This is a genomic window from Acinetobacter lwoffii, from assembly GCF_024129855.1.
Classification (GTDB): domain Bacteria; phylum Pseudomonadota; class Gammaproteobacteria; order Pseudomonadales; family Moraxellaceae; genus Acinetobacter; species Acinetobacter lwoffii_L.
Map to the genome: position 1 here is coordinate 165,324 of NZ_JAMXXC010000002.1, position 25,860 is coordinate 191,183.

A 25,860-nucleotide genomic window follows, 5' to 3' on the forward strand; every position below is an offset into this window, starting at 1 on the left:
ACTTGAAAAAAAGTGTACTGACAAGTACACTTTGCTTCAGACAATTGGCCGATCTGCGAACGGTTAAAAGAACAAGGATTTTTGGCATGCATTACTTGTTACTTTTTGTCGGTATTTTATTTTTAATTTTCAGTGTGTTCATCCTGAATATTCCCGCTTTAAGCAAGCTCGACTTGCAGGCTGTGGAATGGATGAGTCTGTATCGCACCGAGTTTTGGAATCAAATTACTCAGTCCTTATCCCTAATAGGTGGCATGCCATTTGTATTATTTTTATCCACACTATGGTGTATTGCATTGCTGTGGTATAAAAAGTATACAAACGCAATTTTTATATGTATCGGAATTATCGGAGGAATTCTCCTAGCTTGGCTGTTGAAATTTGCAATTGCCCGACCCCGACCACCAGAATCCTTGCATCTGGTTGAAAGCTTTGGAAGTTCCTTTCCAAGTGCCCATAGTCTATATGCGGCTTGTCTGGCTTGTTTGGCAATTTACATCCATCGGCAACATTCCCGTTATACTCTCATCGTGATCGGTGCAGTGGTATGGATGCTGATGATGGGGATCTCAAGAGTTTATCTGGGCGTACATTTTCCTTCAGATGTCATATCCGGCTGGAGTATCAGTTTTATTTGGATTTCGTTGTGGTATATGGTCTGGATCAGATATTGCGCGGCTCACAAATAAGAAAATTTAGATATAAATCTAATTAGAGGTGGAATAATGATGTCTGCAAAGCTTTGGGCACCTGCCCTGACTGCTTGCGCATTGGCAACAAGTCTTGCACTTGTTGGTTGTAGCAAAGATCCTAAAGAGGGCCAGCAAGCTGGTGCTCAACAACAAATGCCACCGACTGAAGTCGGTGTTCTTGTTGCACAACCGCAAAGTGTAGAGCAGTCTGTAGAGCTCTCAGGTCGTACAACAGCATTTGAAATTTCAGACGTACGTCCACAAGCCAGTGGCGTGGTGCTTAAACGCTTGTTCACGGAAGGCAGCTATGTGCGTGAAGGTCAGGCCTTATATGAAATCGATTCAAGCACCAACCGCACTACAGTAGACAATGCCCGTGCAGCGATTGCCCGTGCTGAAGCCAATCTGGGCGTATTGCGTGTGAAGGAAGGCCGTTACCGTCAACTGGTCGGTACCAATGCCATTTCCAAACAGGAATATGATGATATCGCGGCACAGGTCAAATTGGCTGAAGCTGATTTGAATGCCAATCGCGCAACTTTGCGTAATGCAGAAATCAACTTGGGCTATTCGACTGTACGTGCTCCGATTTCGGGCCAGACCAACCGTTCGTCTGTGACGGCGGGTGCTTTGGTGACAGCAAATCAGCCAGAGCCATTGGTGACGATTCAACGTCTAGATCCAATCTATGTAGATATTAACCAGTCAAGTGCCGAGCTTTTACGTTTACGTCAACAGCTTAACCAAGGCAGCTTGAACAGCTCGAACAACACCAAAGTCAAGTTGAAGCTTGAAGATGGCAGTATCTACCCGGTTGAAGGCCGTCTTGCATTCTCCGATGCCAGCGTGAACCCGGAAACAGGTACTGTGACTTTACGTGCAGTATTCCCGAACAAAAATCACCTGCTTTTGCCAGGTATGTTTGCCACTGCGCAAATCGTACAGGGTGAAGTACCGAATGCTTTCCTGATTCCGCAAGCAGCTTTGACCCGTACCCCAACAGGTCAGGCGATGGCGATGCTGGTCGGTGCTGACAATAAAGTGACGCCACGTCCAGTGACCACCGTTGGTTCCCAAGGCAGCAACTGGATTGTGACCGAAGGTCTGAATCCAGGCGATAAAGTAATTGTAGATGGTATTGCGAAAGTAAAACCTGAACAGCAAGTTGTACCAAAACCTTATCAACCTCAAGCAGCTGCGCCACAAGGTGCTGCACCGCAACAGCCTGCAGCGAGCGAGAAAAAGGCAGATGATGCTAAAGAGAAACCTGAACAAAAACCTGCTGCAAATGCATAAGGAGTAATGGTTCATGGCTCAATTCTTTATTCATCGCCCTATTTTTGCATGGGTGATTGCATTGGTGATTATGCTGGCGGGTATTTTAACCATCAGCAAAATGCCGATTGCACAATATCCAACCATCGCACCACCAACCGTAACCATTTCTGCGACTTATCCGGGTGCATCTGCTGAAACTGTTGAAAATACAGTGACCCAGATCATCGAGCAGCAGATGAACGGTATGGATGGCTTGCGCTATATCTCGTCTAACAGTGCGGGTAATGGTTCTTCGTCTATTTCCTTGAACTTTGACCAGGGTGTCGATCCTGATATCGCACAGGTTCAGGTTCAAAACAAATTACAGTCTGCGACTGCCCTGCTGCCTGAAGATGTACAGCGTCAGGGTGTGCGGGTGACCAAATCGGGTGCCAGCTTCCTACAAGTTTTGGCATTCTATTCACCTGATAGCAGCCTGACCGCAGATGACATCAAAGACTATGTTAACTCGAATATTGCTGAGCCTTTAAGCCGTGTGGCCGGGGTTGGTGAAGTTCAGGTCTTTGGTGGTTCTTATGCGATGCGTATCTGGCTGGATCCAGCCAAAATGGCCAGCCTGCAAGTGACGCCAAGTGATATTGCTACTGCAATCCGTACCCAAAACGCACAGGTTGCCGTAGGTCAGTTGGGTGGTGCGCCTGCAGTTCAAGGACAAGTGTTAAATGCGACGGTAACGGCTCAAAGTCTGTTACAAACGCCGGAACAGTTCAGCAATATCTTCCTGAAAAATGCCACTTCTGGTGCGCAGGTTCGCTTAGGTGATGTTGCACGAGTTGAACTCGGTGCAGATAACTATCAGTTTGATTCTAAATTTAATGGCAAACCGGCTGGTGGTGTAGCAATCAAGCTTGCGACTGGCGCCAATGCCCTGGATACCGCACAAGCGGTTGAAGAACGCTTAAAACAGTTACGTCCGAACTATCCGCAAGGCATGGTCGACCAACTGGCGTTTGACACCACACCATTTATTGAACTGTCGATTAAGAGTGTAGTTAAAACCCTGATCGAAGCGATTATTCTGGTGTTCCTGGTGATGTTCCTGTTCCTGCAGAACTGGCGTGCCACCATCATTCCAACCATGGCGGTTCCAGTCGTCGTATTGGGTACTTTTGCCGTCATTAACATCTTTGGCTTCTCGATTAATACCCTGACCATGTTTGCCATGGTATTGGCGATTGGTCTTCTGGTCGATGACGCGATTGTTGTGGTCGAGAACGTCGAACGGGTCATGGTGGAAGAACATCTCGATCCGGTGGCTGCAACTGAAAAATCGATGAAACAGATTTCTGGCGCATTGATTGGTATTACCTCGGTGCTGTCGGCAGTATTCGTTCCAATGGCTTTCTTCGGTGGAACCACCGGGGTCATTTATCGCCAGTTCTCGATTACGCTGGTCACAGCGATGGTCTTGTCACTGGTGGTTGCCTTAACCTTTACCCCTGCCCTGTGTGCGACCTTGCTGAAACAGCACGATCCGAACAAGCCGGAAAGTAATGGTATTTTTGCGCGTTTCTTCCGCTGGTTTAACAGTAGTTTTGACAAAGTCTCTGTGAAATATCAGGGCGGCGTCAACCGTATGACTCACAGCAAGATTTTCTCAGGCGTGGTGTATGCCGTGGTACTGGGTATTATTGTGCTGTTGTTCCAGAAACTGCCTTCTTCGTTCCTACCGGATGAAGACCAGGGCGTGGTCATGACGCTGGTTCAGTTACCGCCAAATGCTACCTTGGAACGTACCGACAAAGTGGTCAGCACCATGACCAACTATTTCTTGGAAAACGAGAAAGAGCATGTCGAATCCGTCTTTAGTGTGGCAGGTTTCTCCTTCACGGGTGTGGGACAAAACGCAGGTCTGGCATTTATTAAACTGAAAGACTGGTCAGAGCGTCACAGTCCGGAATCTCAAATCGGTGCCATTATTCAACGTGGTATGGCGCTGAACATGATTGTCAAAGATGCGTCTTACATCATGCCGCTACAATTACCTGCAATGCCTGAACTGGGTGTGTCGGCTGGCTTTAACTTACAGCTCAAAGCTGCAAGTGGTCAAAGTCATGACCAGCTCCTGGCAGCACGTAATACGATCCTCGGTCTAGCAGCACAAGACTCGCGTCTGGCTGGTGTGCGTCCGAATGGTCAGGAAGATACTCCACAGTACCGTGTCATTGTCGATCATGCACAAGCCGGTGCATTGGGCGTGAGTGTTGCTGAAATTAACAGCACCATGGGCATTGCTTGGGGCGGTTCGTATATCAATGACTTCATTGATCGCGGTCGTGTCAAAAAAGTCTATGTTCAGGGTGAAGCTGGCTCGCGGATGATGCCGGAAGATCTGGACCAATGGTATGTGCGTAATAATCGTGGTGAAATGGTGCCATTCTCGGCGTTTGCCACAGGCGAATGGACCTACGGTTCTCCACGTCTTGAGCGTTATAACGGCGTATCGTCCATGAACATTCAGGGTACACCTGCTCCGGGTATTAGCTCGGGCGATGCAATGGTGGCCATGGAAGAAATTGTAGCGAAGTTACCAGAAATGGGCTTGCAAGGTTTCGACTTCGAATGGACAGGTCTATCTTTAGAAGAGCGTGAATCTGGTGCACAGGCGCCGTTCCTGTATGCCTTGTCACTACTGATCGTCTTCTTGTGTCTGGCAGCCCTGTATGAAAGCTGGTCGATTCCGTTCTCGGTTCTAATGGTGGTGCCATTGGGTATTGTTGGTGCATTATTACTTACCTTTGGTGGAATGGTGCTGCTGCAAAACCCGAACCTGTCGAATAACATTTACTTCCAGGTGGCGATTATTGCCGTGATTGGTCTTTCTGCGAAAAACGCGATCTTGATTGTCGAGTTTGCGAAAGAATTGCAGGAACAAGGTGAAGAGTTATTTGAAGCGACCTTGCATGCGGCAAAAATGCGTTTACGTCCAATTATCATGACCACATTGGCCTTTGGTTTTGGTGTATTACCTCTTGCTCTGGCTTCAGGTGCGGGTGCAGGTAGCCAGCACTCAGTCGGTTATGGTGTACTCGGCGGCGTGATCAGCTCGACCCTGTTAGGTATCTTCTTTATCCCGGTATTCTACGTGTGGATTCGAAGTGTCTTTAAATACAAACCAAAACAACAAAATCAGGAGTATAAGTCGTAATGCAAAATGTATGGTCTATTACAGGTCGTAGCATTGCGGTATCTGCCCTTGCGCTTGCTTTGACAGCCTGTCAAAGTATGCGCAGTCCAGAGCCGGTTGCGCAGGCAGATATCCCGAGCAGCTATACCAATGCGTCTGGTACTTCTGTAGCAGAACAAGGTTATAAAAACTTTTTTGCCGATCAGCGCCTGTTACAGGTGCTGGATCTGGCATTAAACAATAACCGTGATTTGCGTATTGCTGCCCTCAATATTCAACGAGCTCAGCAACAGTATCAGATTACTGAAAACAACCAATTACCGACGATTGGTGCCAGTGGTAGCGTATTGCGCCAGGACACCATGAATTCGCAGAATCGCGGTGCAGTGACGACTTATAATGTCGGACTGGGTGTAACTGCGTATGAACTGGATTTTTGGGGACGTGTCCGCAGCTTGCGTGACAATGCGCTGGATAGTTTCCTGGCGACCCAAAGTGCTCGAGATGCGACGCAAATTGCCTTAATTGGTCAGGTGTCTCAGGCTTGGCTCAGCTACTCGTTTGCCAATGCCAATCTGGCTTTGGCTGAGCAAACGCTGAAAGCTCAGCTTGAATCTTTTAATCTGAACAAAAAACGTTTTGATGTCGGGATCGACAGCGAGCTTCCAGTGCGTCAGGCGCAAATTTCGGTTGAAACAGCACGTAATGATGTTGCGAATTACCGAACTCAGGTGGCACAGGCACAAAACCTGTTAAACCTGCTGGTCGGTCAGCAAGTGCCTGCGAATTTATTACCAGCACAACGCGTGACCCGCATCACTTCAAATACTGCATTGGGTTCAGGCTTGCCAAGTGATCTATTGGTTAACCGTCCAGATGTTCGTGCAGCAGAATACCGCCTGTCTGCGGCAGGTGCCAATATTGCGGCAGCACGTGCGCGTCTGTTCCCGACAATTAGTTTGACCGGTTCAGCAGGTTATGCCTCTACTGATTTAGGCGACCTGTTTAAATCAGGTAGTTTTGCCTGGTCATTTGGTCCGAGTCTGGATATTCCAATTTTTGATTGGGGTACCCGTCAGGCCAATATCCGTATTTCTGAAACCGATCAGCAAATTGCCTTGTCAGATTACGAAAAGTCGATTCAGACTGCTTTCCGTGAAGTGAATGATGCCTTGGCAGTACGTCAGAATATTGGTGATCGTCTGGCAGCTCAGCGCCGTCTGGTCGAAGCAACCAACACCACCTATCGCTTGTCTCAGGCACGTTTCCGCGCCGGAATTGACAGCTATCTGACGGTACTGGATGCACAGCGTGCGTCTTATGCAGCAGAACAAGGTTTGTTATTGCTTGAACAGGCCAATCTGAACAATCAGGTTGAAGTCTACAAAACCCTGGGGGGCGGCTTGAAAGTCAATACGACGGACACCTTGCCGAATACACCGTCTGTATCTGAACAGCGCCGTGCGGCAGAACAACCAGCGCAATAAATTCCAGACAGATCAGGAAAAGCTCACTTCGGTGGGCTTTTTTTTATTGCATTTTCGAGGCAGTTTTCCTATTGTCATAGACCAGCGATTTATTTAGAAAACATGCACATGTTACTTAGCAATCTGGAATCTGTACCGGGACATACCATTCGCCAGCAAATTGATGTGGTGTATGGCAGTACCGTACGCAGCAAACATGTCGGACGTGACTTATTGGCCGGCCTGAAAAATATTGTCGGTGGTGAGCTTACCGCCTATACCGAACTGCTGGAAGAATCCCGTCAGGAAGCCATGAACCGCATGATTGAAAAAGCCCGTAGTATGGGTGCCAATGCGATTGTCGGCATTCGTTTCTCGACCTCTAATATTGCCCAAGGTGCTTCTGAACTCTTTGTTTATGGGACAGCCATAGTGGTTGATCCGATCATGCCAAAATTGCCCGACCCTTTTCCGCAGGAAGATTAAAGCATGGATGGTTTAATTCTCCAGATCATCATTTTTGCCATTCTGTTTAGTGTCGGTTTCGGTTTTGGACTTTATAACGAACGTAAACATTTTCGTTATCTGGATGAACAGGAACAACGTCTGGTCTATATCCGGGTGAATAATAGCCGCTTCGCTGTGTCTGAATATTCCGGACAGATGATCAGCAGCAATGTGGTCATTTCCCATGATTATTTTAAATATGCGATTGCCAATGTACAGAATATGCTCGGTGGCCGTCTGACCAGCTATGAAAGTGTCGTAGAACGCGCACGACGTGAAGCAATTGTACGTTTAAAACTGGAAGCCGAAAAAATCGGGGCGACTCAGATTATGGGCATTCGGCTCAGCACCACTGAACTCGGTATGCAAGGTGGCATGGTGGAAGTCTTTGCTTATGGCACTGCAATCCAACAACCTGCTCAATCGATCTAAACCTCGGTTCAGAAAAAAATTTATTGAGATGATCACGCCTGCTGCGCGATCCGCGCAGTCAAATCAGTTCGACACCTTTAGGATGAAATGTCGTAGAGGAAATAACTGAGGCTGATACTCAGGCCGTTGCAATCTTCTTTATTGCAAACGGTTCTGTGCTAGGATCTTGAGAAGTCAGCAAAACAAATATAAATGGCATGATGCAGCTTCTTCAATCTATAAAAACGGCACTTCAATCCCGTCTGTATTTCTTTATTATTTTCCCAGCCATCGTTGGATTTTATCTGGTTTTACAAGCCCTCACCCCTTTGAGCTGGTCAAGCTGCCTGTTGATCAGCTGGAATATCGCAATTTACGTTTATTTATTATTGACCATAAAAAAACTCTGGCGTATTGATCATGCTCATATCCTGCAACGCGCCATGCAACAGGATGCCAGCAAATGGATCATTCTGTTTCTGGTGATCACCACTCTCATCATGTGTTTTATAGCGATTATTATTGAAATTAATCACTTACCTAAAGATACTACCATCCGAACCGGTCATTTAATCTTGTCAGTTCTGACCATTATTTCAGCCTGGTTCTTGATGCATACGATTTTTGCAATTCATTATGCACATGACTTTTATTTGGCGCTCGACAAACAGCAACAAGGTGGACTGGATTTCCCCAATACCACCAGACCGACTTATCCAGACTTTCTATATTTTAGTTATATCATCGGGACTTCTGCGCAAACTGCAGATGTATCCATTACTTGCCAATCTATGCGGGTTCTAAATACCTTACATTTGCTTTTGGCTTACGGATTCAATACCACCATTCTGGCCATCAGTATTAATGTGACGGCAAACTTTATCAGCACTTAAAAAAGTTTTTTGGATAGTGGCAGTCACCCTGAAAATGGCGATCTACCGCCCAAATGACTACCACCACCTAGGTGTATACATGACCAGCTTTTAAATTAGGTCGATCACACTATTTGATTGCTTCAAGCAGTGAGACCTTTACGCAATTCATCTTCGACGATGCTGAGTTCAATTTCACTAAATTTACGAATCTCACCTTCAGCATGCTTTTCTAGCATGCCACCCAGCAAAGGCACTTTGACTTTGACTGTCCAGTTTAACTGGAACTGGATCTGGTCTTCATCTCCAGTGACTGCACGCTGACAGATGGCCTCGATCGGCAAGTTCGCACCGAGTTGTACCGTCGAAGTCATTTCATTCAGATCACTGACATCGGTACGCTGCAAACGGAAGGCATCTTTGAGTAATTTTTTTGCGATATCCGGAATATTAACATCCAGATTATAAGCGCGTTTCAGGGTATACATATGCCCCTGCTTTTCCGAAACAAGGATTTCCAAGTTTTGCGCAGGAATTCGATGGCAAACTGCCTCATGCAAACGAATATCATTGGCCAAACGCTTAAATTCATCAATAGACACGCCATTGATAATTGCTTTCACGGTGAACTGATGTGCCATGCTATTTTTTCCTTATTTTTATTACGATATTCGCCTATGCCACTCTCGGCTGATGCGAATAAAAATCAGATACAGAGATGACTCTGCAATTTATATCAACTTTATAGCGGATGTCATTATTCTTTTATCGGGAAATTCCGGCAGCCCGGTCAATGTTTGCAACATAGTTTTACTGAAAGCTGTGCCTGTCCACAGCTGATCTGTAGCTGCGCTTCGCCATAATAAATCACGGCATGAAACTCATCGGCACCATCATCTAGACCGGAAACATAGTATTCAGTTCTAGCTGGGAAAGCCTGCAGCCAGTCAGCCTTATAAAAATCAGACACAGAATCAAACTGCAAATACAGTTCAGGCTCAGCTTCGATCTTCATCGCCAGTGCAATAAACTTCTGTAATTGTGCTTGATGAAAATCAATGATCATAGTATTTCTGCCTTTTTAGTCCGGATCATTGCTCGCCAGACTTCGTACATTTTAAATGACTATTTCAAGGATACGACTCTCGAGTTTTGAGGTTTTTCTAGCACAAGATTATGGCTTAAAGGAGATAAATTATATGGGCTATTTCCGCCAAGCGGCAGAAAAAATCTGAGCTAAGGCATGAGATACCTTTTCTGAATTGCAATGGCTTAAGTACGTAGTCTGAGATCTTCAATCGTACAGAATGACTGAAAGTGGTGTTCTAAGCACAGTCAGAATGCAAAAGTTCCCTGTGAATTTCATGCCGGTGCTCTTCTCCAAAACGGTCGACATGTGCATAGAATACGCCATAGCGACCGACATAATATTCCAGTGACTGATCATAAAAATTCCAGAAAATAGACCATTCGCCTAAATCCATCTGACGAATCTGGGTACCACTGTGCATCGGCATTTTTTGTAATAGTTCTTGCTGTAACTGTTCGGCCTGTGCCCGACTCTCAATATGCACCTGCCGTTGAAAGAATAGCTGTGCCACATCGTCAAACAATTCCAGTTCATAAGCATCCACCAGATGTACTTTCTGCTCTTGCTCGATGACCTCTTGCTCTGTCATGCTGGAAATCTGTGCCGGTTTTTCTGGACGCTGACGCGCCGGATGGCGCTGAGCTTTATAGATCTTTCTGCCGACGATCCAGGCAGCATTCAACATGAATAAAACACATAACAGGAGCAGTAATTTCAGCATGGTGGATGATCTCATGTGACTAATTTTATTTTTATGGTTATAGGATCAAGATTCATTTGAATAGTCCCTTTTGACCCAGCATACGTCTATTTTTTATACAGTGCAAACTTGAGGCTTATTTTTACTATTTATCTTCTCTGCTTGCTCATTTGTGCCTAGATTCGAACTTCGATTTATTTAAAAATTGATTTACTTTGATTTTTTATTTTTAACTCCCTAATGAGATTCAAGAACTTGAGATAAACAAACAGGACAAATCAGCAACAGAACAGATCTTCACATGGATAAATCACGGAAAATATTCTCAAAAAACTACAATATTGTTCTGTTTTTTACCCTTTTCTTTTTTATCAAATAAACCTTCCCTATAAATGTTCGAGAAAATGAATAATATTATGATTCGTGAAGGGAGGGTCGAAGATATACCTCAAATTATTCAGGTCATTCATGACAGCATTCAGTCCTGTGTACTGGATCATCAGCGTGAAGAAAGCAAAATTCAAACCTGGCTAGAAAAGTTTGATCATGCCAGCCTGATTGTCGATATGCTGTATAACGATTGCTGGGTTTATCTCATATATGACAAGGTCGTCGGGTTCTTATTGGTCAGTGATGCTGGAGAAATCCGGATGCATTATGTGGCCCAACACTGCCAAAGGCTGGGGTTTGGCACCGAGTTATTTCATCAAATGCATCACGCTTTATTAAAGAAAAAAATTCATCAGATTGAAATACAGTCTACTCAAACTGCCTTAAGTTATTATCAACACTGCGGCTTTCATCCCCATTCTGCCGAGTCAGAAGATGAATCGCGTTATCTGTATAAATATGTTTTTTAATCGGCCTCTTTTTCAATTTTCAACTGATCACGTCCTGCCTGTTTGGCGGCGTAGAGCTGCACATCTGCCGCTTTCATCAATTCATGAATATCTGCATAGCCATGTTTTTGTTCAACCCAGGCCGCGCCCATACTAACCGTAACATAATCTTTTTCATCTGGCCGATTCAGATGTTGCATACGCTGTTCCCGAATCTGGTTTAACACATTTTCCAGATTTTTAAGGGCAGTTTGAACCGGCATTCCAGTGAGCAGAATCGCAAACTCTTCACCACCATAACGTGCCAGATAGCCAGACGGTGGCAAAGTGCCTTGAATAATCCTGACCAGATTTTTCAGGATTTCATCGCCTTTTAAGTGGCCATAGTAGTCATTATAATTTTTAAAAAAATCGACATCGAGCATGGCAAAAATTAAGGTATGTTGCGGCTGTTGTTGGGTCTGTATAAACTGCTGCTGGATTTCATGATTTAAGGCACGCCGGTTAAAAGCTCCGGTCAGTGCATCAATATTCATCTGCTGTTCCAGTTTGGCATTCACTTCACGCAGCTGCTGAGTGCGTTCTTTGACTTTTTGATCGAGTGAATCGTTGAGCGCGATCAGGTTCAGGTTTAGCTGTTCAGTCTCATAAGTTTGATGTGCATAATGTCTGGACTGCTGAAACATAATTAATAAGGCATAAACACTGGTAGAGATAAAAAACAGATACGTGGTTTTAATTGCATTGATCAGCAACAGATAATCATTCAAAAAGGTGACACAAAGAAAAATAATCGCAATCAGATTTAAACGCGAATAATGCTCTTTATAACGTAAGGTCTGATAAAAGCCGTAAATAAAATTAACGATGATGACCAAGGCAAAAATCGCACTAAATAGGGCCAGACGTTCAAATATCTCAGGAGGTGAAAATAGGGTGAAAGTAATGTTAAAGACCAGTAAGGCCACTGCGATATAATAAATCACCGGATTTAGATAGCGCCGGTTAAACAGATGCATATAGCTGAGAAAAAAGAAGGCAGCAATAAAAGTAAACAGATACTCTAAGCGGGTTCCCCACAGCCAGTTGATATTGGTAAATACCGAATAGGCATAAGGTGCAGAAAACAGGTTATGCAGGGCTAAAAAGACAATAAACCAGCCAAAAACAAAGATACTTTTACTGTTACGTTCTCGTGATCCCCTGAATACCGAAAATAGAATGGTAAACACCCCCACCCCAAGTACCGCGCCGCACACCATGGCAATACTCATCATGAGCTGCTGGAATTGGCGATTGATGGTACCTGCAACGCCAATCTGCATCGGTCGCTCGAGACCGCCATGCAAGTGGGTATAATTTGAGGCCTGAATGCTTAAGGTAATATATTCAGTATCTGGAACAAAATAGCCAATACGCGGTGCTTTTTCAGTCACCTGTTTTTCAGGTGTAGTACTGATTTCCCCGAGCCGGACAATAAACTGTCCGTTGACATATACCCGATAGGCGCCGTATTGGGTCGGAATCCGAATTGCGATGCGTCGCCCGAGAAATTCTTTCGGAATTTTAAAATAGCCAATAAAGGTACCATAGCCAGAATTTGAACCCGCCAGAGTTTTAAAAGAGGCTGGCAATTCAACTGTTTTTGACTGCAGTACAGGACTGGGCTGAATAATAAACTGGCTCGGATAAAACAGCCATTTTCCCTGCAAAGGACTCGTACTATGTTCGGTAAAATGGACTTCAGTAATATGGTCGTGAGATTGCTGCTGAAATGACGGCGAAGGGAGTTCATCCTGAGCGATTGCTGAACTTACGATGCAAGTCATCCAGCTCAAGACACAGACAAATACGAAAAAACAGACATTCCTTATCAAGTTATGCAAATACGTTATATCTCAAAATAATTCTTTATTATTCTTATAATCTACAAGGAATATTTTTGATTTCAAATCTTTTTAGATGTTTTTTGTAGCGTCTCCGGCACAGTCTATTTTGAAGCGACTGTACCAGAACCATCATACATTTTTGAATAAAAAGTATATTTTATATTCAGCCAGTTAAATCATTTTAATCACGTGTTTTTACGTCAAACAATTCAATTTCAAAAATCAGGTTGGAATTGGCCGGAATGACTTTACCCATTTTGCGTTCGCCATAGGCCAAATGTGCAGGCACCATCAGTTTACGCTTACCGCCAATTTTCATTCCTAGAATACCCTGATCCCAACCTTTGATCACACGACCGGTACCAATGACAGTTTCAAAATAATTACCACGGTCAATAGAAGAATCAAACTTGGTTCCATCTTCCAGCCAGCCGGTATAGTGCGTGGTAATTAAGGCACCTTTTACCGCTTCTTTACCTTCGCCTACTTTTAAATCAATAATTTCAAGTTCGTTGATCATGGTTATTTACCTGAGAGGAGCATAAAATTCAAAGCTCAGTATAAACTGGATTGCTCTGTTTTTTTAAGCTTGGGACATTGATGGGTTAAAAGCTGAGTTCCTGAATATTCTTATCATTGAGTAAATACTGGGTTAATTCTTGATGATTCTTGGCCGATCCCATCAGAATCCAGCGTCCGACAATCTGTTGATCAATTTTTTTTTGTGAGGAATGCACCACTTTTAACTCATAACGTTTAAATAACATTTCGTAGTGATCGGAATCATTCTGATCGAATGGGCAGACGATTTCATAGCTGCGTTCCTGATTCAGAGATTCGATACCGCGCTGGACATACATCAATAAAACCAGCACCGCCATGACAATAAAAGTAGCCCAAATACTTAAGAGTTCATAGCCTGCACCGACCGCCATGCCGAGTGCGGCTGTCATCCAGATCGTGGTTGCGGTGGTAATTCCAGAAATACGGTTATCATCTTTCAGGATAACACCAGCGCCCAGAAAACCCAGCCCAGTCAAGACATTGGCGGCCAGCCGGTCAGGATTGGCCACGCCTATTTTCAGGGAGATAATGGTAAATAAACAGGAACTCAGACTGACCATAATCATGGTACGCAATCCAGCAGATTTACTGTGATACTCACGCTCTGCACCAATAATTGCGCCAATCGCGACAGCTAGCAGTAAATCATAAAGTTCATGGTACATGGTGCAACCCTGCGTATTCTTATTCCTCAGATATACGCAATTTGAGCTACAGGATACAAGTCCAGACTTGCATCCTTATTTGGCCTTATTGTAACTGTTCCCACTCCACCAGCACCTGGCCCTGATCGCCAATCAAGGTCCATTCACCATCCATCACATTGAGCTGTAACTGCATGGTGCGTTCGCATAACTGTGGCAATGCGTCGGTGGTTGCGGTAGATAACTTCCACACTTCCACATTTTTTAAGATTTTTAATTTGCTGCTGCGCTTATACCATTCATCCACCGCAGAACCATAGGTGACAACTGCGACCTGCTTGCAACGCGCACTGGCCTTTTTGACTTTATCTTCATCCGGGCTACCGACTTCAATCCATTTGACCAGTTGACCGGTCAGATCTTTTTCCCAGAGTGCCGGTTCATCGGTTTCAAAAAGATCCTTGGTAAATTCCAGCGCTTCATCGGCATAGCGTGCATAGGCCAAAATACGCACCATCAAGCGTTCAATGGTTTCTGAAGGATGCAGCGCCATCGTCAGCTGATAGTCTGCATAACGATGCGTATCCATGTCCGCAATATTCAAATCAACCTTATAAATCGTCGCTTTTAACGCCATCACATAATCCTCAAATTTGGCGCCTAGCATATAAGATTTAGCGCTATTTTGCTGAACAGATTTAGGCCAATAATTCATTCAGCGCACTAGAAACAGTACCATTATTTCTCTGGATCCATACGACATTGCATCAGGGCAGTTTCAAAGGCCAGCCAATCCCGTGACTGTTGATAAATCACTTCTACCCGGTTATCAATGCCTTCATCTGCCGACTGATAATTAAACTGCTCAGGATTAAAATTAAAGCTTTTCCAGCCTTGATCCGTATTAAAAATTCCCTTGATTCTGAGCCAGTCTTTTTGTTCACAGAGCAGATCCAGCAGATCATAAAAATTGAATTGCCAGCGTTTTGGCAATTTCCAGCCCGCAACCTGATAACCCTGCGCGCTTTCTACATAATGATAAGGCATTTGCTGAATCACTAAGGGCGTATCTGCTGAACGGGTGATCTGTTGCTGTTTTAACAAAGGCTGAATCTGACGGGCGGAACCCCGATAGTCCTGCTTGATCAGTTCGATATCGAGTTGTCCATGCTCGGTGAACAACCACTGTTGGGCATAAGGTTGATATTCTGTCTGAAGTTGCGTGAGTGCTGCGTGGTCTGCGGTTGTCATCAAGTCAGTATGTGAAATCACCACAATATGCGCTGCCTTGAGTTGGTCTGCGTACAGGTTTTGCTGAGTCCAGTCTCGATCATGCAAACGTGAACCATCTACCACTGTGACCAATGCCTGCATGTTTAAATGACTCTGCCAGTGCGGTTCGGTCAGCTGTTCCAGTAATTGGCCAGGATGCCCCAGTCCGGTAGGTTCGATAAACAGACGATCCGGTTTCACTTCTGACAGCAGGCGTGACAAGGCAATCTGCATCGGCAATTGGCTACTGCAACATAGACAACCACCCAACAGCTCTTTGACCGCATAACCCTGATCTTGCGGCAATAACTGCTGGTCTACCCCAATCTGGCCGAATTCATTCATTAGCACAGCCCAGATTTCCTGTTCCGGTTTTTGCTGTAATAAATGTTTGAGTAGTGTGGTTTTACCTGCACCCAAAAATCCGGAAATGATATGGACAGGAATAGCCTGCGACGCTGACAGAATTTTCAAAATCGACTCTCAAGAGATTGAATAGAAATAGCAATACTCTGCATTATAAAGCACAGTGTGACTTTAAAATGCGTGTTCTTCGCAAACACGGCGTGAAAATCACAGAGATAAAAATTAATGGAATGATCCCAAATTACCAATTTTCTATGTTAACTTTTATTTCAAATTGGATTCTTGAAATATTCACACACACTTTCATTAAATAAAACTCCGCATAATTAACAGAAATAAAACAACTTTCTCAGTTTTGTATCTGCTGGGTTATTCCCTGCGTGTCGCTTTTGTTAATTGATTTGCTCAGTAAAATTTCAGTGCTTAGGATGGGCATCTGTCGAATTGATGTGATGGTCAGCTCGGCAGATTACATGACATGAATAAAAGGATGCCAAAAATGAAATATGCACAAATCTTACTTGCCACTACGCTTACTGCTGCTGCAGCCACCAGTTTTGCTGATAGTAAAACTACAGATGCGAAAACCACCACTGCAGAAGAAAAAGTGATTGTGACTACCCAGGAATTACCTGAATCGAATGCTCCTGTTGCAGGCGCATCTGCAGAGCAGCCTGCTGCCTCTGAAGCTGCTGCGGAAACTACGACACCTGCAAAACCTGCTGCACGTTAAGTGATTGAACAACTCGTTTAATCCTTCAATGAAGATATCAGGGACAGTAATTCTCCAGTAGGCTTTGTCCTATACTGCCCCCGATATTATTCTATGCTGAATCATGCTTGATGCTGGTTCAGCATTTTTATTGCATAAAATCTATTTATCACCATAGTCAAAACTGATCATAGAATTAATACAGGCTATCAAATTTTTATTATTTTTATAATTAAAATCAATTATTTATTCAAAAACCACCTATTTCAATCCAATATTATCCATATACTTAAGCTACTATTGCCTAACTTGTTTCTGGCTTCTAACTGTCCCTTAATAGCATCAAATGCAAGTCGATTGAGTGGACATTCGCTATGAGCAATACTAATTACACTACTGAAGTGGCAATCCTTGGCGCCGGCCCTGTCGGCTTAACCATTGCCAACTATCTGAGCAAGCAAGGCGTAGCTGTCACGATTGTCGAGCAACTGGATAGTTTGATTGATTATCCACGTGCGATTGGAATCGATGATGAATCCTTACGTACCATTCAATCTTTGGGTTTAGTCGATCAAGTCTTACCGCATACCACTCCGAATCATGCGATGCGCTTCTTGACGCCTAAAGGTCGCTGTTTTGCAGATATTCAGCCTTTAACACGTGAGTTTGGTTTCTCGCGCCGTAATGCCTTTATTCAGCCACAAGTCGATAACGTCCTACTGCAAGGCTTAAAGCAATATAAAAACACCCAAGTGCTATTTTCTCGTCAATTGACCCAGTTTAGTCAAGATGCTGACGGCGTAACACTCAATCTGCAAAATAAAGAGGGCGATGCAGAAACCATCCGCGCTCAATATCTGATTGCCTGTGATGGCGGTAATTCATATGTGCGCCGCAACCTGGGCATTGCCTTTGAAGGTGAAACCGTACCGAATCAATGGATCGTGATTGACCTTGAGAATGATCCGCTTGCTACACCACATATTTACTTATGTTGTGATCCGGTTCGTCCTTATGTATCAGCCGCATTGCCACATGGTATTCGCCGGTTTGAATTTATGGTTATGCCGGGTGAAACGCAGGAAGAACTGAGCAAACCGGAAAATATTGCCAAACTTCTTTCTAAGGTTTTACCAAGCACAGATGGTATCGAAGTGATCCGTCAGCGTGTCTATACCCATAATGCTCGTATTGCGGACAAGTTCCGTGTCGACCGTATTTTACTTGCCGGTGATGCAGCGCACATTATGCCGGTATGGCAAGGTCAGGGTTATAACAGCGGTATGCGTGATGCCTTTAATCTGGCTTGGAAAATGGCGCTGGTTGTTCAAGGCAAAGCTGGCCCAGCACTTTTAGATTCTTATCAGATCGAACGTAAAGACCATGCCAAGGCGATGATTGACCTGTCGGTGATGGCAGGTCACGTATTGGCACCACCGAAAAAATGGCAAGGTTTTGTTCGTGACGGCATTGCCTATGCCCTGAACTATATCAAGCCGATCAAACAATACCTGCTGGAAATGCGTTTCAAGCCGATGCCGAAATATCATGACGGCGCACTTTTAAGTAACGGAGCCAAGAACTCTCCGGTTGGCAAGATGTTTATCCAGCCTCAGGTTCAGCTGGCTTCAGGTGAAACCGTATTACTGGATGAAATGATCGGCAATGATTTTGCGATTATTGCCTGGGGTGTCGATCCGAAATGGGGTCTTAGTCCGGAGACGTTGCAACAGTGGAAATCGCTCGGCGTGAAATTCATCCAGGTAATTCCTGCGGTGCAATTGCAAAATAACCAGCGCAAAGAGTATCAAGATGTCATTACCATTGGTGATATCGGCATAGATATCCGCTCCTGGTTTGGTAACACGTCTGAATCCGTTGTAATCTTGCGTCCTGACCGTTTCGTGGCTGCGCTAGCCATTCCACAGTCGATGGAAAGTACCAGCCAGCAACTATTTAAAAAGCTTTACCTGAAATAATATTAGAGTCACTTTTCACCACGCTTCGGCGTGGTTTTTTTATTGTTTTAGATCTCCATATCAAGATATATAGACCGAGGAATTAGACTTGGTATTCCTGAAACCACGGAATATCTTTCAGGGAATCACGGCGAGCCATCTGCTGCAGGAAGGGTTTGAACTCGTCAAATGGCGGTAAAATTATCGCAGAGATCGCGAAAATTAAACAATAAGCCACATAGAGATCCGCCGCCGAGACTTTTTCGCCCAACAGATAGGGACTGGCCTGCCCGATGCCCTGTTTCAGAAAATCAAATACGGCTGCTTCATTCCCAAAACTTAAACTTCTCCGATTCTTTTCAATATTTTCTGGCGACACCTGCAAATTTTTTATATCGATATATTCGGTGAAGGGTCCATGACAGAAAAACATCCATTTTAAATACGCCCCACGCTTCGGATCATCCAAAGCAGGTGCCAATCCTTTGTCACGATATTTATCTGCCAGATAGATAAAAATGGCAGCCATTTCTGAAATGACGACATCCTGATCTACCAGACAGGGAACTTTTCCCATCGGATTGATCTGTGTATACGCCTGCTGATGCATATGCTCATAGGCGACTTCCACCTGTTCAATCTGGTCTTCAATCTGCAATTCTTTCAGCAAAGGCAACAAGGTTAGGCCACGTGATTGCGGATTGTTATAGAGCTTCATCATCCTGCTTCAACCGGTTTTTTATTGTTAGATGTTCAGTATAAAGCGATTTAGTCTCCCTATTTAAAAGGATGTGCTACAGATCATTTCTGTCGCACGGCTTTTCATCTGGGCTGCTCAACGATGCAGATATTAGAAAAGATCCACACAAAACTTTTCTTTTAATACTTTTAAAATCAGATCAATCACCACATGTTTTTGATCCTTGCGATAATTGGCATATAGTCCAATCATTGGCAACGGTTCCAGGGTCTTTTTCACCACAATATTATCGCCGAGCAATGGAATCACATAAGCCGGCACCAGACTCCAGCCCACACCCATCCCTACCAGATTGACATTGAGCAGGATATTGGTGGAATACTGCACCACATTTACCTTTAATTTGGACTGCTTAAAAAAATCCTGAATCAGCTTATGCAGTTGCGGTGAGGACTGCTCATCACTAATCACAAAGTCCTGATTTTCAAAACCCTTGATACTGACATAGGGCAAGGCCGCAGCCGGGGAATCTTTCGGCACGATCAGGGTTAAAGGCTCATCAAAAATGCGGATCGAATCAAATTCACTCAACTGCCCCGGATATCGGGTAAAGGCAATGTCGATCTGTCCATTTCTTAAGGCACTAAACTGTTCTGCATCGGTCAGACTATGAAACTGTGCTTTCAGTTCAGGAAAATGTGCGCGGATATTCGGCATGATATAAGGAAAGACTTTCATTTCCGCGACCGGGACAAAACCGATATTCAGCTGGTCCTGCTGCGCATTGGCGATCTGTCTGGCAGTCTGAATGGCGCGCTCTGCATGCTCAAGACTCAGTAAAGCTTCTTTTAAAAACGCCTGTCCAGCTTCAGTTAGCCCGACCTTACGGTTATTCCGCTCTAGCAACTGTACGCCAACCTCACGTTCCAGATCCTTGATTTGCTGGCTCAATGAAGGCTGTACCGTATTTAATTTTTCCGCGGCACGGGTAAAGTTCAGTTTCTGCGCCACCGTAACGAAATAACGTAAATGCCTTAATTCCATTTTATAACTCCAAACTTGCCGGGCGCTTATTTTGCTTTTTGGCAACATACTGACGATAAACCAATATCGTCACAATGACGAGTGCGGCACTCAAAACATAAGTAGTTTCAAAGCCCCAATAGGCAATCAATACCCCCATGGCTACGGAACCGATCGCTAAACCCAGATCAAACAGGGTAAAGAAGGTTGAAATCGCATGTCCCATACGCTGTTTGTCGACCGACTGAATGGCCAAGGTCTGCAAACATGGGAATAGTGAACCATAACCGATGCCAATAAACACTGCCGACAACCATAATATCCATTGATTGGAAATCAGACTGACAATCACCAGACCAATGGCAAAGAAAATAAATGAAGGATAAATCACCGCACTGGGTCCCTTACGGTCATAAATCTTTCCAACCCAAGGTCTGACCAGCAACATGGATGCTGCAAATACAATAAAGAATACGCTGGTATAGCCCAAAAGCTGCTTGGTTTCACTAAATGCAGTAATAAAACTCATGATGCCCGAGTAGGCAAAAGCGGTTAGTAAAGCCACAAAACTTACCGCCAGAACTTTGACTTCCAGAATATCCTGCAAGCTCAAGCTGGTTTTTTCTGTGCTTATAGCTTCAGGTTTTGGTAACTCTGTGATTTTGAGCATCCAACAGAAAATGAGCCCCAAAGAAATGATAACGGCAAGAATGCCAAATAAGACTTTGAAGCTGGTGAACTGAATTACGGTCAATGCCAGCAAGGGCCCAAAAACCACACCCAGATTGGTCGACATGACGAAATAGCCCATGCCCTCACCTTTGCGCTGTTCAGGAATAAATTCATTAGCGACGGGTACTGCCACCGTGGTCAGAATACTGAACCAGATACCATGTAAAAAACGCACCAGCAACAGCGACCACATGCTATCTACCAGCAAATAACTAAAGGAAAATAAGGCAAAAATCACGCCTGCACCGCGCATCGAGATTTTCTTGCCGAGCTTTTCGATGATCATGCCGGAAAATGGCCGAACCGCAATCGAAGAGACCAAAAATAGTGTCAGCGCCAGACCCGCTTCTTTTACCGAACCGCCCAGATCTTTCATGATGTAAATCGGCAAGATGGTCAGTAAGGCAAAATAATAAACAAACAGGAAAAAATTATTGAATAAGCACAAGATAAATGAGCGATTCCATAACCGCTCAGCGCTAACTGACATAATCACCAACTCTTAAAATTTGTAGGGAAATAGCACAAACTCAGGCTTGAACAGTGACCGGATGCAAGGCCAACTCGACCAGATTCTGGATATAGTGTTCATCTGGAATCCGGTTGAAAAAAATGATCTGGTAATGAATCGGGCCGTATAAGGTATCCAGCATCAAATCAAAAGGATAATCAGCGCGGATTTCTCCCCGTTCAATCGCTTGCTGAATCAGTTGATGGGTCTGTTGCCGACGTGGCAAGAGATATTGCTGAAAGAACTCACCTGCCAGTTCGCGGTGATTGGCAATCACTACCAGCAAAGCCCGACCGACCGGATGATTCAGCGCTTGAGATAAAGAACCGAGTTGTTGAATGAGATTGCTTTTCAGGCTTTTAGAGGTATCCAGCTCAAATACCGAAGCTGTATGCTGTTTGAAAGTGTCCAGCACCAGTTCCGATTTATGTTTCCACCATCGATAAATCGTGGACTTGCCAACACCGGCACGTGCCGCTACATCTTCAATCGTCAGCTGATGATATTCACATTCTGCCAGCGCATCTGCGACCGCCTGTAAAATGCACTGCTGTCGTCGGGAACTTTTTTCGTCACTGCTCATATTTTTCTACTTAACTTTTAAGATCTAAAAATCGAAACGATACGTATCGTTTTATATTAGGGTAAAAAATAACAAAGCTCCAGTGAAAAACTGAAATTGATGCAAAAAAAAGACCTTCATATGAAGGTCTTTTCTCAATCACGATTTAACTTAACTCTGTGCAGTCTTTTTATAAATGCTGCATGAAGGATGATGATTTTCTTGCAAACGCGCGACTTTACGCTGTTCTGCTGCTTCAAAACGGCAACGTTTCCAGTCATTGTCCAGGTTCAAAGCTGGAATCTGTTTTGGTTTACCATTTTCATCCACCGCAACCATGGTGAAATAACAGCTATTGGTATGACGTACCGTTCTCTTTTGAATATTCTGGGCTTCTACACGAATCCCGATTTCCATTGAAGTACGGCCAACATGATTCACACTGGCCAGAAAGGTAACCAGCTCACCAACGTGAATCGGCTCTTTAAAATTCACCTTGTCTACAGATAAGGTCACGACATAACTACCCGAATAGCGACTTGCACACGCATACGCCACCTGATCCAATAATTTCAGAATGGTTCCACCATGAACATTTCCTGAAAAATTTGCCATATCTGGCGTCATGAGAACTGACATCGTTAACTCTGACTGGTCATCCGACACTGCTGCAATTTGATCTAAAGGGGCCATCGTTTTCTTTGAACTCTTTGAATGACAAGGTTATCGTTTATTATTATAGCGTTTTTAACATGAATAAAATGTTCAATTCGGCAAATGAAGCATCACAATTATTGATATAGAAAATGTATTCATACAGAAAAAAATATATTTAATTGCTTAAAATCTCAGTTAGAAAGTTAAGTGCCAATAAATCAACACTTATTTATCTGGGGTTGATCACACAGCAACTGAGAATTTTTCACTGTTTTAAGCGCTGAACAAAAATAATTCAGGAAAATAAAAAGGCTCTGCGTGATTTAAAGCATCACTGGCCTGAGCATTTCCTGCGCCACGTTCTGATAACTTAAAATTTGTTGACCATCCAAGGTCGTTTCAACGGTAAAAGAACCATCCTGATGGGTCGCGGTCACTGTAAAAATATAGTGTTCGAATTGTGCCAGTTTGACCTGCTGTCCAATTTTAATATGCATCATGATGTCTACATCTGTGTAGTGATCTTTTCAAACTGCATTCTGGCATGAACATCGATGCTTTTGAATATTTGATCAACTTAAGTATACGAATAATAATATTAAAATTTTAATTTAAGACAAATAAGGCTTATTATTTAAAACAATATACTTATAATTCAATTTGTTATATTTAAAATTAATTTTATCTTTTGCGATAATTCCGACTGACTGATACACATAAGCAATCATCTTAGCTTTTATAACAATCAGTTAAGCGTTACAGCCGATGATCCGTTATCCTTTTGATTGAATATCCCTATACTGCGATATAGGGATAAACAGAAATTTCAAAAAAAAGATTTATTGAGCTTGATGTTCATGTACCACAAACTGTGGAATGCGATGTCCTTGAGCATAATCATGTTTTCGGTAGGCTTGTGAAATTTCCATCAACTTTAACTGGGTCGCCTCGGCACCAGCCTGCATGGTGAGTTCCCTGCCACGTACATCAAAGATATGGCCTTTTTCGCGTAAGTCCGGCTGAATCACCACATCTGCATGCTTTAATTCTTCATGTGCCAGATGTTGCTGCATAATATTAATGTTCTGATTAAACAGTCCCCAGACATTGGTGGTTTCCGTGTGAATGGGCTGTGCCAGAATATCCACCGCAATCACAATATCGGCTCCCAGCTCACGTGCCACATCGACCGGCACCGGACTGACCAGACCACCATCTACATATTCTTTACCTTGAATAATAGTCGGAATAAACATGCTCGGAATCGAGACTGAAGCACGTACCGCCTGTCCGGTATTACCATAATTAAAAACGACTTTCTTGCCTTCTTTCAGCGCGGTTGCTACCACAAACATCGGGATTTTCATGGCTTCAAGCGGAGTTTGATCGACCTGCAAATTGACATAGTCCTCAACTTTTTTGCCATCAAAAAAACCTTTTCTGGCCAGTTTGATATCACGGACATCATTCGGTCGCATGCTGAGAGCAATATTGCGCAGTTCAATCGCCGGTTTGCCACTCGCATAAATGGAGCCTACAATACTGCCCGCACTGGTTCCGACAATAAAATCTGGTTGAATACCCGCCTGTTCCAGTACTTCCAGCGCACCAATATGCGCATAACCACGCGCACCGCCACTGCCTAGGACTAAAGCAACTACCGGACGCTGTTGGGTTTGCTTGATCTTTTGAAAATTAATTTGATTCGGACGTGCCTGAGCTTCTCCACGTTGTGCAGCAGGTTGTAGATGACCGGTCGCCGCTTGGGCTGTCATTGGGGTCGTTTGGCAAGCACTCAGGCCAAATGTACCCAGTATCACCATACTCAACACATATTTCTGCATGCAGAGAATGTCCTCATTAATCTAAAGCAGCATAGTGTATAAACACATGCATAAATAGTCTGTAGAATTTCGTAAAACTGTCATACAGTTCAGCTACTTTATCTTCATTTTTCCCATAACTGTATGTCTTCAATCTCACTGTATCGGATTTTCCTGATTTTCCTGCAACTGGGCTGCATTTCATTTGGTGGTCCAGCGGCGCATCTGGTGTTTTTTCACCGAAAATTTGTGACCCAACTGCAATGGTTGAATGACACCCAGTACAGTCAACTGGTCGCTTTGGCGCAACTTTTACCCGGGCCGAGCAGCAGTCAGGTGGGGCTGTCGATCGGTTATCTGCAACGGGGCTATACTGGTGCCGTGATCGCATGGCTGGGTTTTACCCTGCCCTCAATGATTCTGATGACCTTGGTAGCACTCTTGGGTCAAAGCTATTTTCATATTTTAAACTCAAACAGCTTTCATACCATCCAGTTAATTGTATTTTCTGTCATCGCCTGGGCATTCTGGCAAATGCTGAGAAGCTTCTGTAAATCGGCTTGGCAATACGCTGTCTTAATCCTCTCTGTCATATTGTTGATGGTGGTTTCAGTGAGTTTTAATCAGATTCTGGTGATTATGCTGGGCGCAATCTGTGGACTCTTGGCTGGATATTTTTCCCCATCAGATTCAAAACCTAAAGAAATTAACAAAACAGCAATCAGCTCGCCTTATATTCGATCTGCCGCTGCACCTTATTGGTTACTGGCATTTATCCTGCCATTTTTGCTGCTGCCCTTAGCTGGAAAATTATGGGGTGAATCGGAGCTGCAATTTTTTTCCAATTTTTATCAGACTGGCTCGCTGGTGTTTGGTGGCGGTCATGTGATTCTGCCTTTGTTACATCAGGACTTTGTCACGACTGGTTTAGTGAGTGCACAATCTTTTGATCTTGGCTATGCATTTGCCCAGCTTATGCCGGGGCCTTTATTCAGTTTTGCCAGTTATATTGGTGCTTTGCTGCCTTGGACGCCCTATGTCTGGCTGAATGCAGTACTAGCGACCTGCGTAATCTTTTTACCTTCATTTTTCCTGATTTTTGCCACCTTGCCCTACTGGTCATGGTTGATGCAGCAGCGCCATATTCATCAGGCGGTGATGGGCATCAATGCTGCAGTGGTGGGTTTGTTACTATATTTATTGTTGGATCTTTCACAACGCTATTTTAGCTATGGTTCCGACCTGGTCTTTGTCGCGGTGATGATTGCCCTGCTACGCTCAAAACTACCGGTCTGGTTCAGCCTGATTTTGGGCTTCGTGCTTTATCAAAGTTATTTAAATTTCTTCTAAAGAAAACTTTGGCACAAAAAAAGCCCCGAATGATCGGGGCTTTTTGCTTCAAGTC

At 44.0% G+C, this 25,860-nt stretch carries 26 protein-coding genes; 11 read left to right on the top strand and 15 right to left on the bottom strand.

The features are described from left to right. Positions 1 to 86 precede the first annotated feature (86 nt). From NI465_RS02610 to NI465_RS02640, 7 genes are all read left to right on the top strand, one after another. Entirely contained in the window at positions 87 to 689 is a 603-nt protein-coding gene (locus NI465_RS02610) for a phosphatase PAP2 family protein (RefSeq protein ID WP_224215645.1), read from the top strand. 36 nt (positions 690 to 725) lie between these two features. Further along, the gene (locus NI465_RS02615) at positions 726 to 1,988 is read left to right on the top strand and encodes an efflux RND transporter periplasmic adaptor subunit (protein ID WP_004731916.1); all 1,263 of its coding nucleotides are present in this window, start codon (positions 726 to 728) and stop codon (positions 1,986 to 1,988) included. A gap of 13 nt (positions 1,989 to 2,001) precedes the next feature. Beyond that, entirely contained in the window at positions 2,002 to 5,178 is a 3,177-nt protein-coding gene (locus NI465_RS02620; protein WP_253139050.1) for an efflux RND transporter permease subunit, read from the top strand. Beyond that, on the top strand, positions 5,178 to 6,644 hold the full coding sequence (adeK, locus tag NI465_RS02625) for a multidrug efflux RND transporter AdeIJK outer membrane channel subunit AdeK (RefSeq protein ID WP_253144186.1): 1,467 nt from the start codon (positions 5,178 to 5,180) through the stop codon (positions 6,642 to 6,644). The genes NI465_RS02620 and adeK overlap by 1 nt, the downstream gene beginning before the upstream one ends. Positions 6,645 to 6,752: 108 nt before the next feature. After that, entirely contained in the window at positions 6,753 to 7,109 is a 357-nt protein-coding gene (locus NI465_RS02630; RefSeq protein WP_253144188.1) for a YbjQ family protein, read from the top strand. 3 nt (positions 7,110 to 7,112) lie between these two features. Further along, entirely contained in the window at positions 7,113 to 7,562 is a 450-nt protein-coding gene (locus NI465_RS02635; protein WP_243474426.1) for a YbjQ family protein, read from the top strand. Between the two features lie 197 nt (positions 7,563 to 7,759). Then, positions 7,760 to 8,434: a DUF1345 domain-containing protein gene (locus NI465_RS02640; RefSeq protein ID WP_253144190.1), complete on the top strand. Its 675-nt coding sequence runs from the start codon at positions 7,760 to 7,762 to the stop codon at positions 8,432 to 8,434. A 122-nt stretch (positions 8,435 to 8,556) separates the two neighbouring features. Here the strand turns inward: NI465_RS02640 and NI465_RS02645 are convergent, their stop codons facing one another. The 3 genes from NI465_RS02645 to NI465_RS02655 form a co-directional block, all read right to left on the bottom strand. Next, entirely contained in the window at positions 8,557 to 9,054 is a 498-nt protein-coding gene (locus NI465_RS02645; RefSeq protein WP_004280652.1) for a DUF2505 family protein, read from the bottom strand. A gap of 149 nt (positions 9,055 to 9,203) precedes the next feature. Beyond that, a complete protein-coding gene (locus tag NI465_RS02650) occupies positions 9,204 to 9,479 on the bottom strand; it encodes a hypothetical protein (RefSeq protein WP_180086338.1) in 276 nt (91 codons plus the stop codon). A 259-nt stretch (positions 9,480 to 9,738) separates the two neighbouring features. After that, a complete protein-coding gene (locus NI465_RS02655) occupies positions 9,739 to 10,224 on the bottom strand; it encodes a hypothetical protein (RefSeq protein WP_253144192.1) in 486 nt (161 codons plus the stop codon). Between the two features lie 371 nt (positions 10,225 to 10,595). On the opposite strand from NI465_RS02655, the gene NI465_RS02660 reads away from it, so the two are divergent. Continuing rightward, positions 10,596 to 11,063, top strand: a complete 468-nt coding sequence (locus tag NI465_RS02660) for a GNAT family N-acetyltransferase (RefSeq protein WP_005263560.1) — start codon at positions 10,596 to 10,598, stop codon at positions 11,061 to 11,063. On the opposite strand, the gene NI465_RS02665 is transcribed toward NI465_RS02660, so the two are convergent. The 5 genes from NI465_RS02665 to NI465_RS02685 form a co-directional block, all read right to left on the bottom strand. Continuing rightward, positions 11,060 to 12,871, bottom strand: coding sequence for a sensor domain-containing diguanylate cyclase (locus tag NI465_RS02665; protein WP_253144194.1), 1,812 nt, complete (start codon positions 12,869 to 12,871; stop codon positions 11,060 to 11,062). The two genes, NI465_RS02660 and NI465_RS02665, sit on opposite strands and share 4 nt — an antisense overlap. A 241-nt stretch (positions 12,872 to 13,112) precedes the next feature. Then, complete coding sequence (locus NI465_RS02670; RefSeq protein ID WP_004731933.1) at positions 13,113 to 13,451, bottom strand: FKBP-type peptidyl-prolyl cis-trans isomerase; 339 nt, start codon at positions 13,449 to 13,451, stop codon at positions 13,113 to 13,115. A gap of 85 nt (positions 13,452 to 13,536) precedes the next feature. Continuing rightward, positions 13,537 to 14,160, bottom strand: coding sequence for an MgtC/SapB family protein (locus NI465_RS02675; protein ID WP_004731934.1), 624 nt, complete (start codon positions 14,158 to 14,160; stop codon positions 13,537 to 13,539). A gap of 85 nt (positions 14,161 to 14,245) precedes the next feature. Next, positions 14,246 to 14,776: a YaeQ family protein gene (locus NI465_RS02680; protein ID WP_044108573.1), complete on the bottom strand. Its 531-nt coding sequence runs from the start codon at positions 14,774 to 14,776 to the stop codon at positions 14,246 to 14,248. Positions 14,777 to 14,877: 101 nt separating this feature from the next. Continuing rightward, a complete protein-coding gene (locus NI465_RS02685; protein WP_005265917.1) occupies positions 14,878 to 15,885 on the bottom strand; it encodes a CobW family GTP-binding protein in 1,008 nt (335 codons plus the stop codon). A gap of 391 nt (positions 15,886 to 16,276) precedes the next feature. Here NI465_RS02685 and NI465_RS02690 point away from each other — a divergent pair, with 391 nt between their 5' ends. Continuing rightward, on the top strand, positions 16,277 to 16,510 hold the full coding sequence (locus NI465_RS02690) for a hypothetical protein (RefSeq protein WP_004645811.1): 234 nt from the start codon (positions 16,277 to 16,279) through the stop codon (positions 16,508 to 16,510). 353 nt (positions 16,511 to 16,863) lie between these two features. Then, positions 16,864 to 18,468 carry a bifunctional 3-(3-hydroxy-phenyl)propionate/3-hydroxycinnamic acid hydroxylase gene (locus NI465_RS02695; RefSeq protein WP_044108554.1) on the top strand — a complete coding sequence of 535 codons (1,605 nt, stop codon included), beginning with the start codon at positions 16,864 to 16,866 and terminating at the stop codon, positions 18,466 to 18,468. Between the two features lie 82 nt (positions 18,469 to 18,550). On the opposite strand, the gene NI465_RS02700 is transcribed toward NI465_RS02695, so the two are convergent. From NI465_RS02700 to NI465_RS02730, 7 genes are all read right to left on the bottom strand, one after another. Continuing rightward, positions 18,551 to 19,165, bottom strand: a complete 615-nt coding sequence (locus NI465_RS02700) for a glutathione S-transferase family protein (protein ID WP_253144326.1) — start codon at positions 19,163 to 19,165, stop codon at positions 18,551 to 18,553. 132 nt (positions 19,166 to 19,297) lie between these two features. Beyond that, positions 19,298 to 20,191: a LysR substrate-binding domain-containing protein gene (locus NI465_RS02705; RefSeq protein ID WP_253144196.1), complete on the bottom strand. Its 894-nt coding sequence runs from the start codon at positions 20,189 to 20,191 to the stop codon at positions 19,298 to 19,300. Between the two features lies 1 nt (position 20,192). Continuing rightward, positions 20,193 to 21,392, bottom strand: coding sequence for an MFS transporter (locus NI465_RS02710; protein ID WP_253144198.1), 1,200 nt, complete (start codon positions 21,390 to 21,392; stop codon positions 20,193 to 20,195). 40 nt (positions 21,393 to 21,432) lie between these two features. Continuing rightward, positions 21,433 to 21,996 (bottom strand): TetR/AcrR family transcriptional regulator, encoded by a 564-nt coding sequence (locus NI465_RS02715; RefSeq protein WP_005106275.1) that lies wholly within the window; start codon positions 21,994 to 21,996, stop codon positions 21,433 to 21,435. A 150-nt stretch (positions 21,997 to 22,146) separates the two neighbouring features. After that, complete coding sequence (locus NI465_RS02720) at positions 22,147 to 22,668, bottom strand: acyl-CoA thioesterase (protein ID WP_004280680.1); 522 nt, start codon at positions 22,666 to 22,668, stop codon at positions 22,147 to 22,149. A gap of 287 nt (positions 22,669 to 22,955) precedes the next feature. Beyond that, a complete protein-coding gene (locus tag NI465_RS02725; protein WP_004731959.1) occupies positions 22,956 to 23,132 on the bottom strand; it encodes a hypothetical protein in 177 nt (58 codons plus the stop codon). A gap of 339 nt (positions 23,133 to 23,471) precedes the next feature. Then, complete coding sequence (locus NI465_RS02730) at positions 23,472 to 24,476, bottom strand: patatin-like phospholipase family protein (RefSeq protein ID WP_253144200.1); 1,005 nt, start codon at positions 24,474 to 24,476, stop codon at positions 23,472 to 23,474. Between the two features lie 123 nt (positions 24,477 to 24,599). On the opposite strand from NI465_RS02730, the gene chrA reads away from it, so the two are divergent. Then, positions 24,600 to 25,805: a chromate efflux transporter gene (chrA, locus tag NI465_RS02735; RefSeq protein ID WP_253144202.1), complete on the top strand. Its 1,206-nt coding sequence runs from the start codon at positions 24,600 to 24,602 to the stop codon at positions 25,803 to 25,805. Positions 25,806 to 25,860 lie beyond the last annotated feature (55 nt).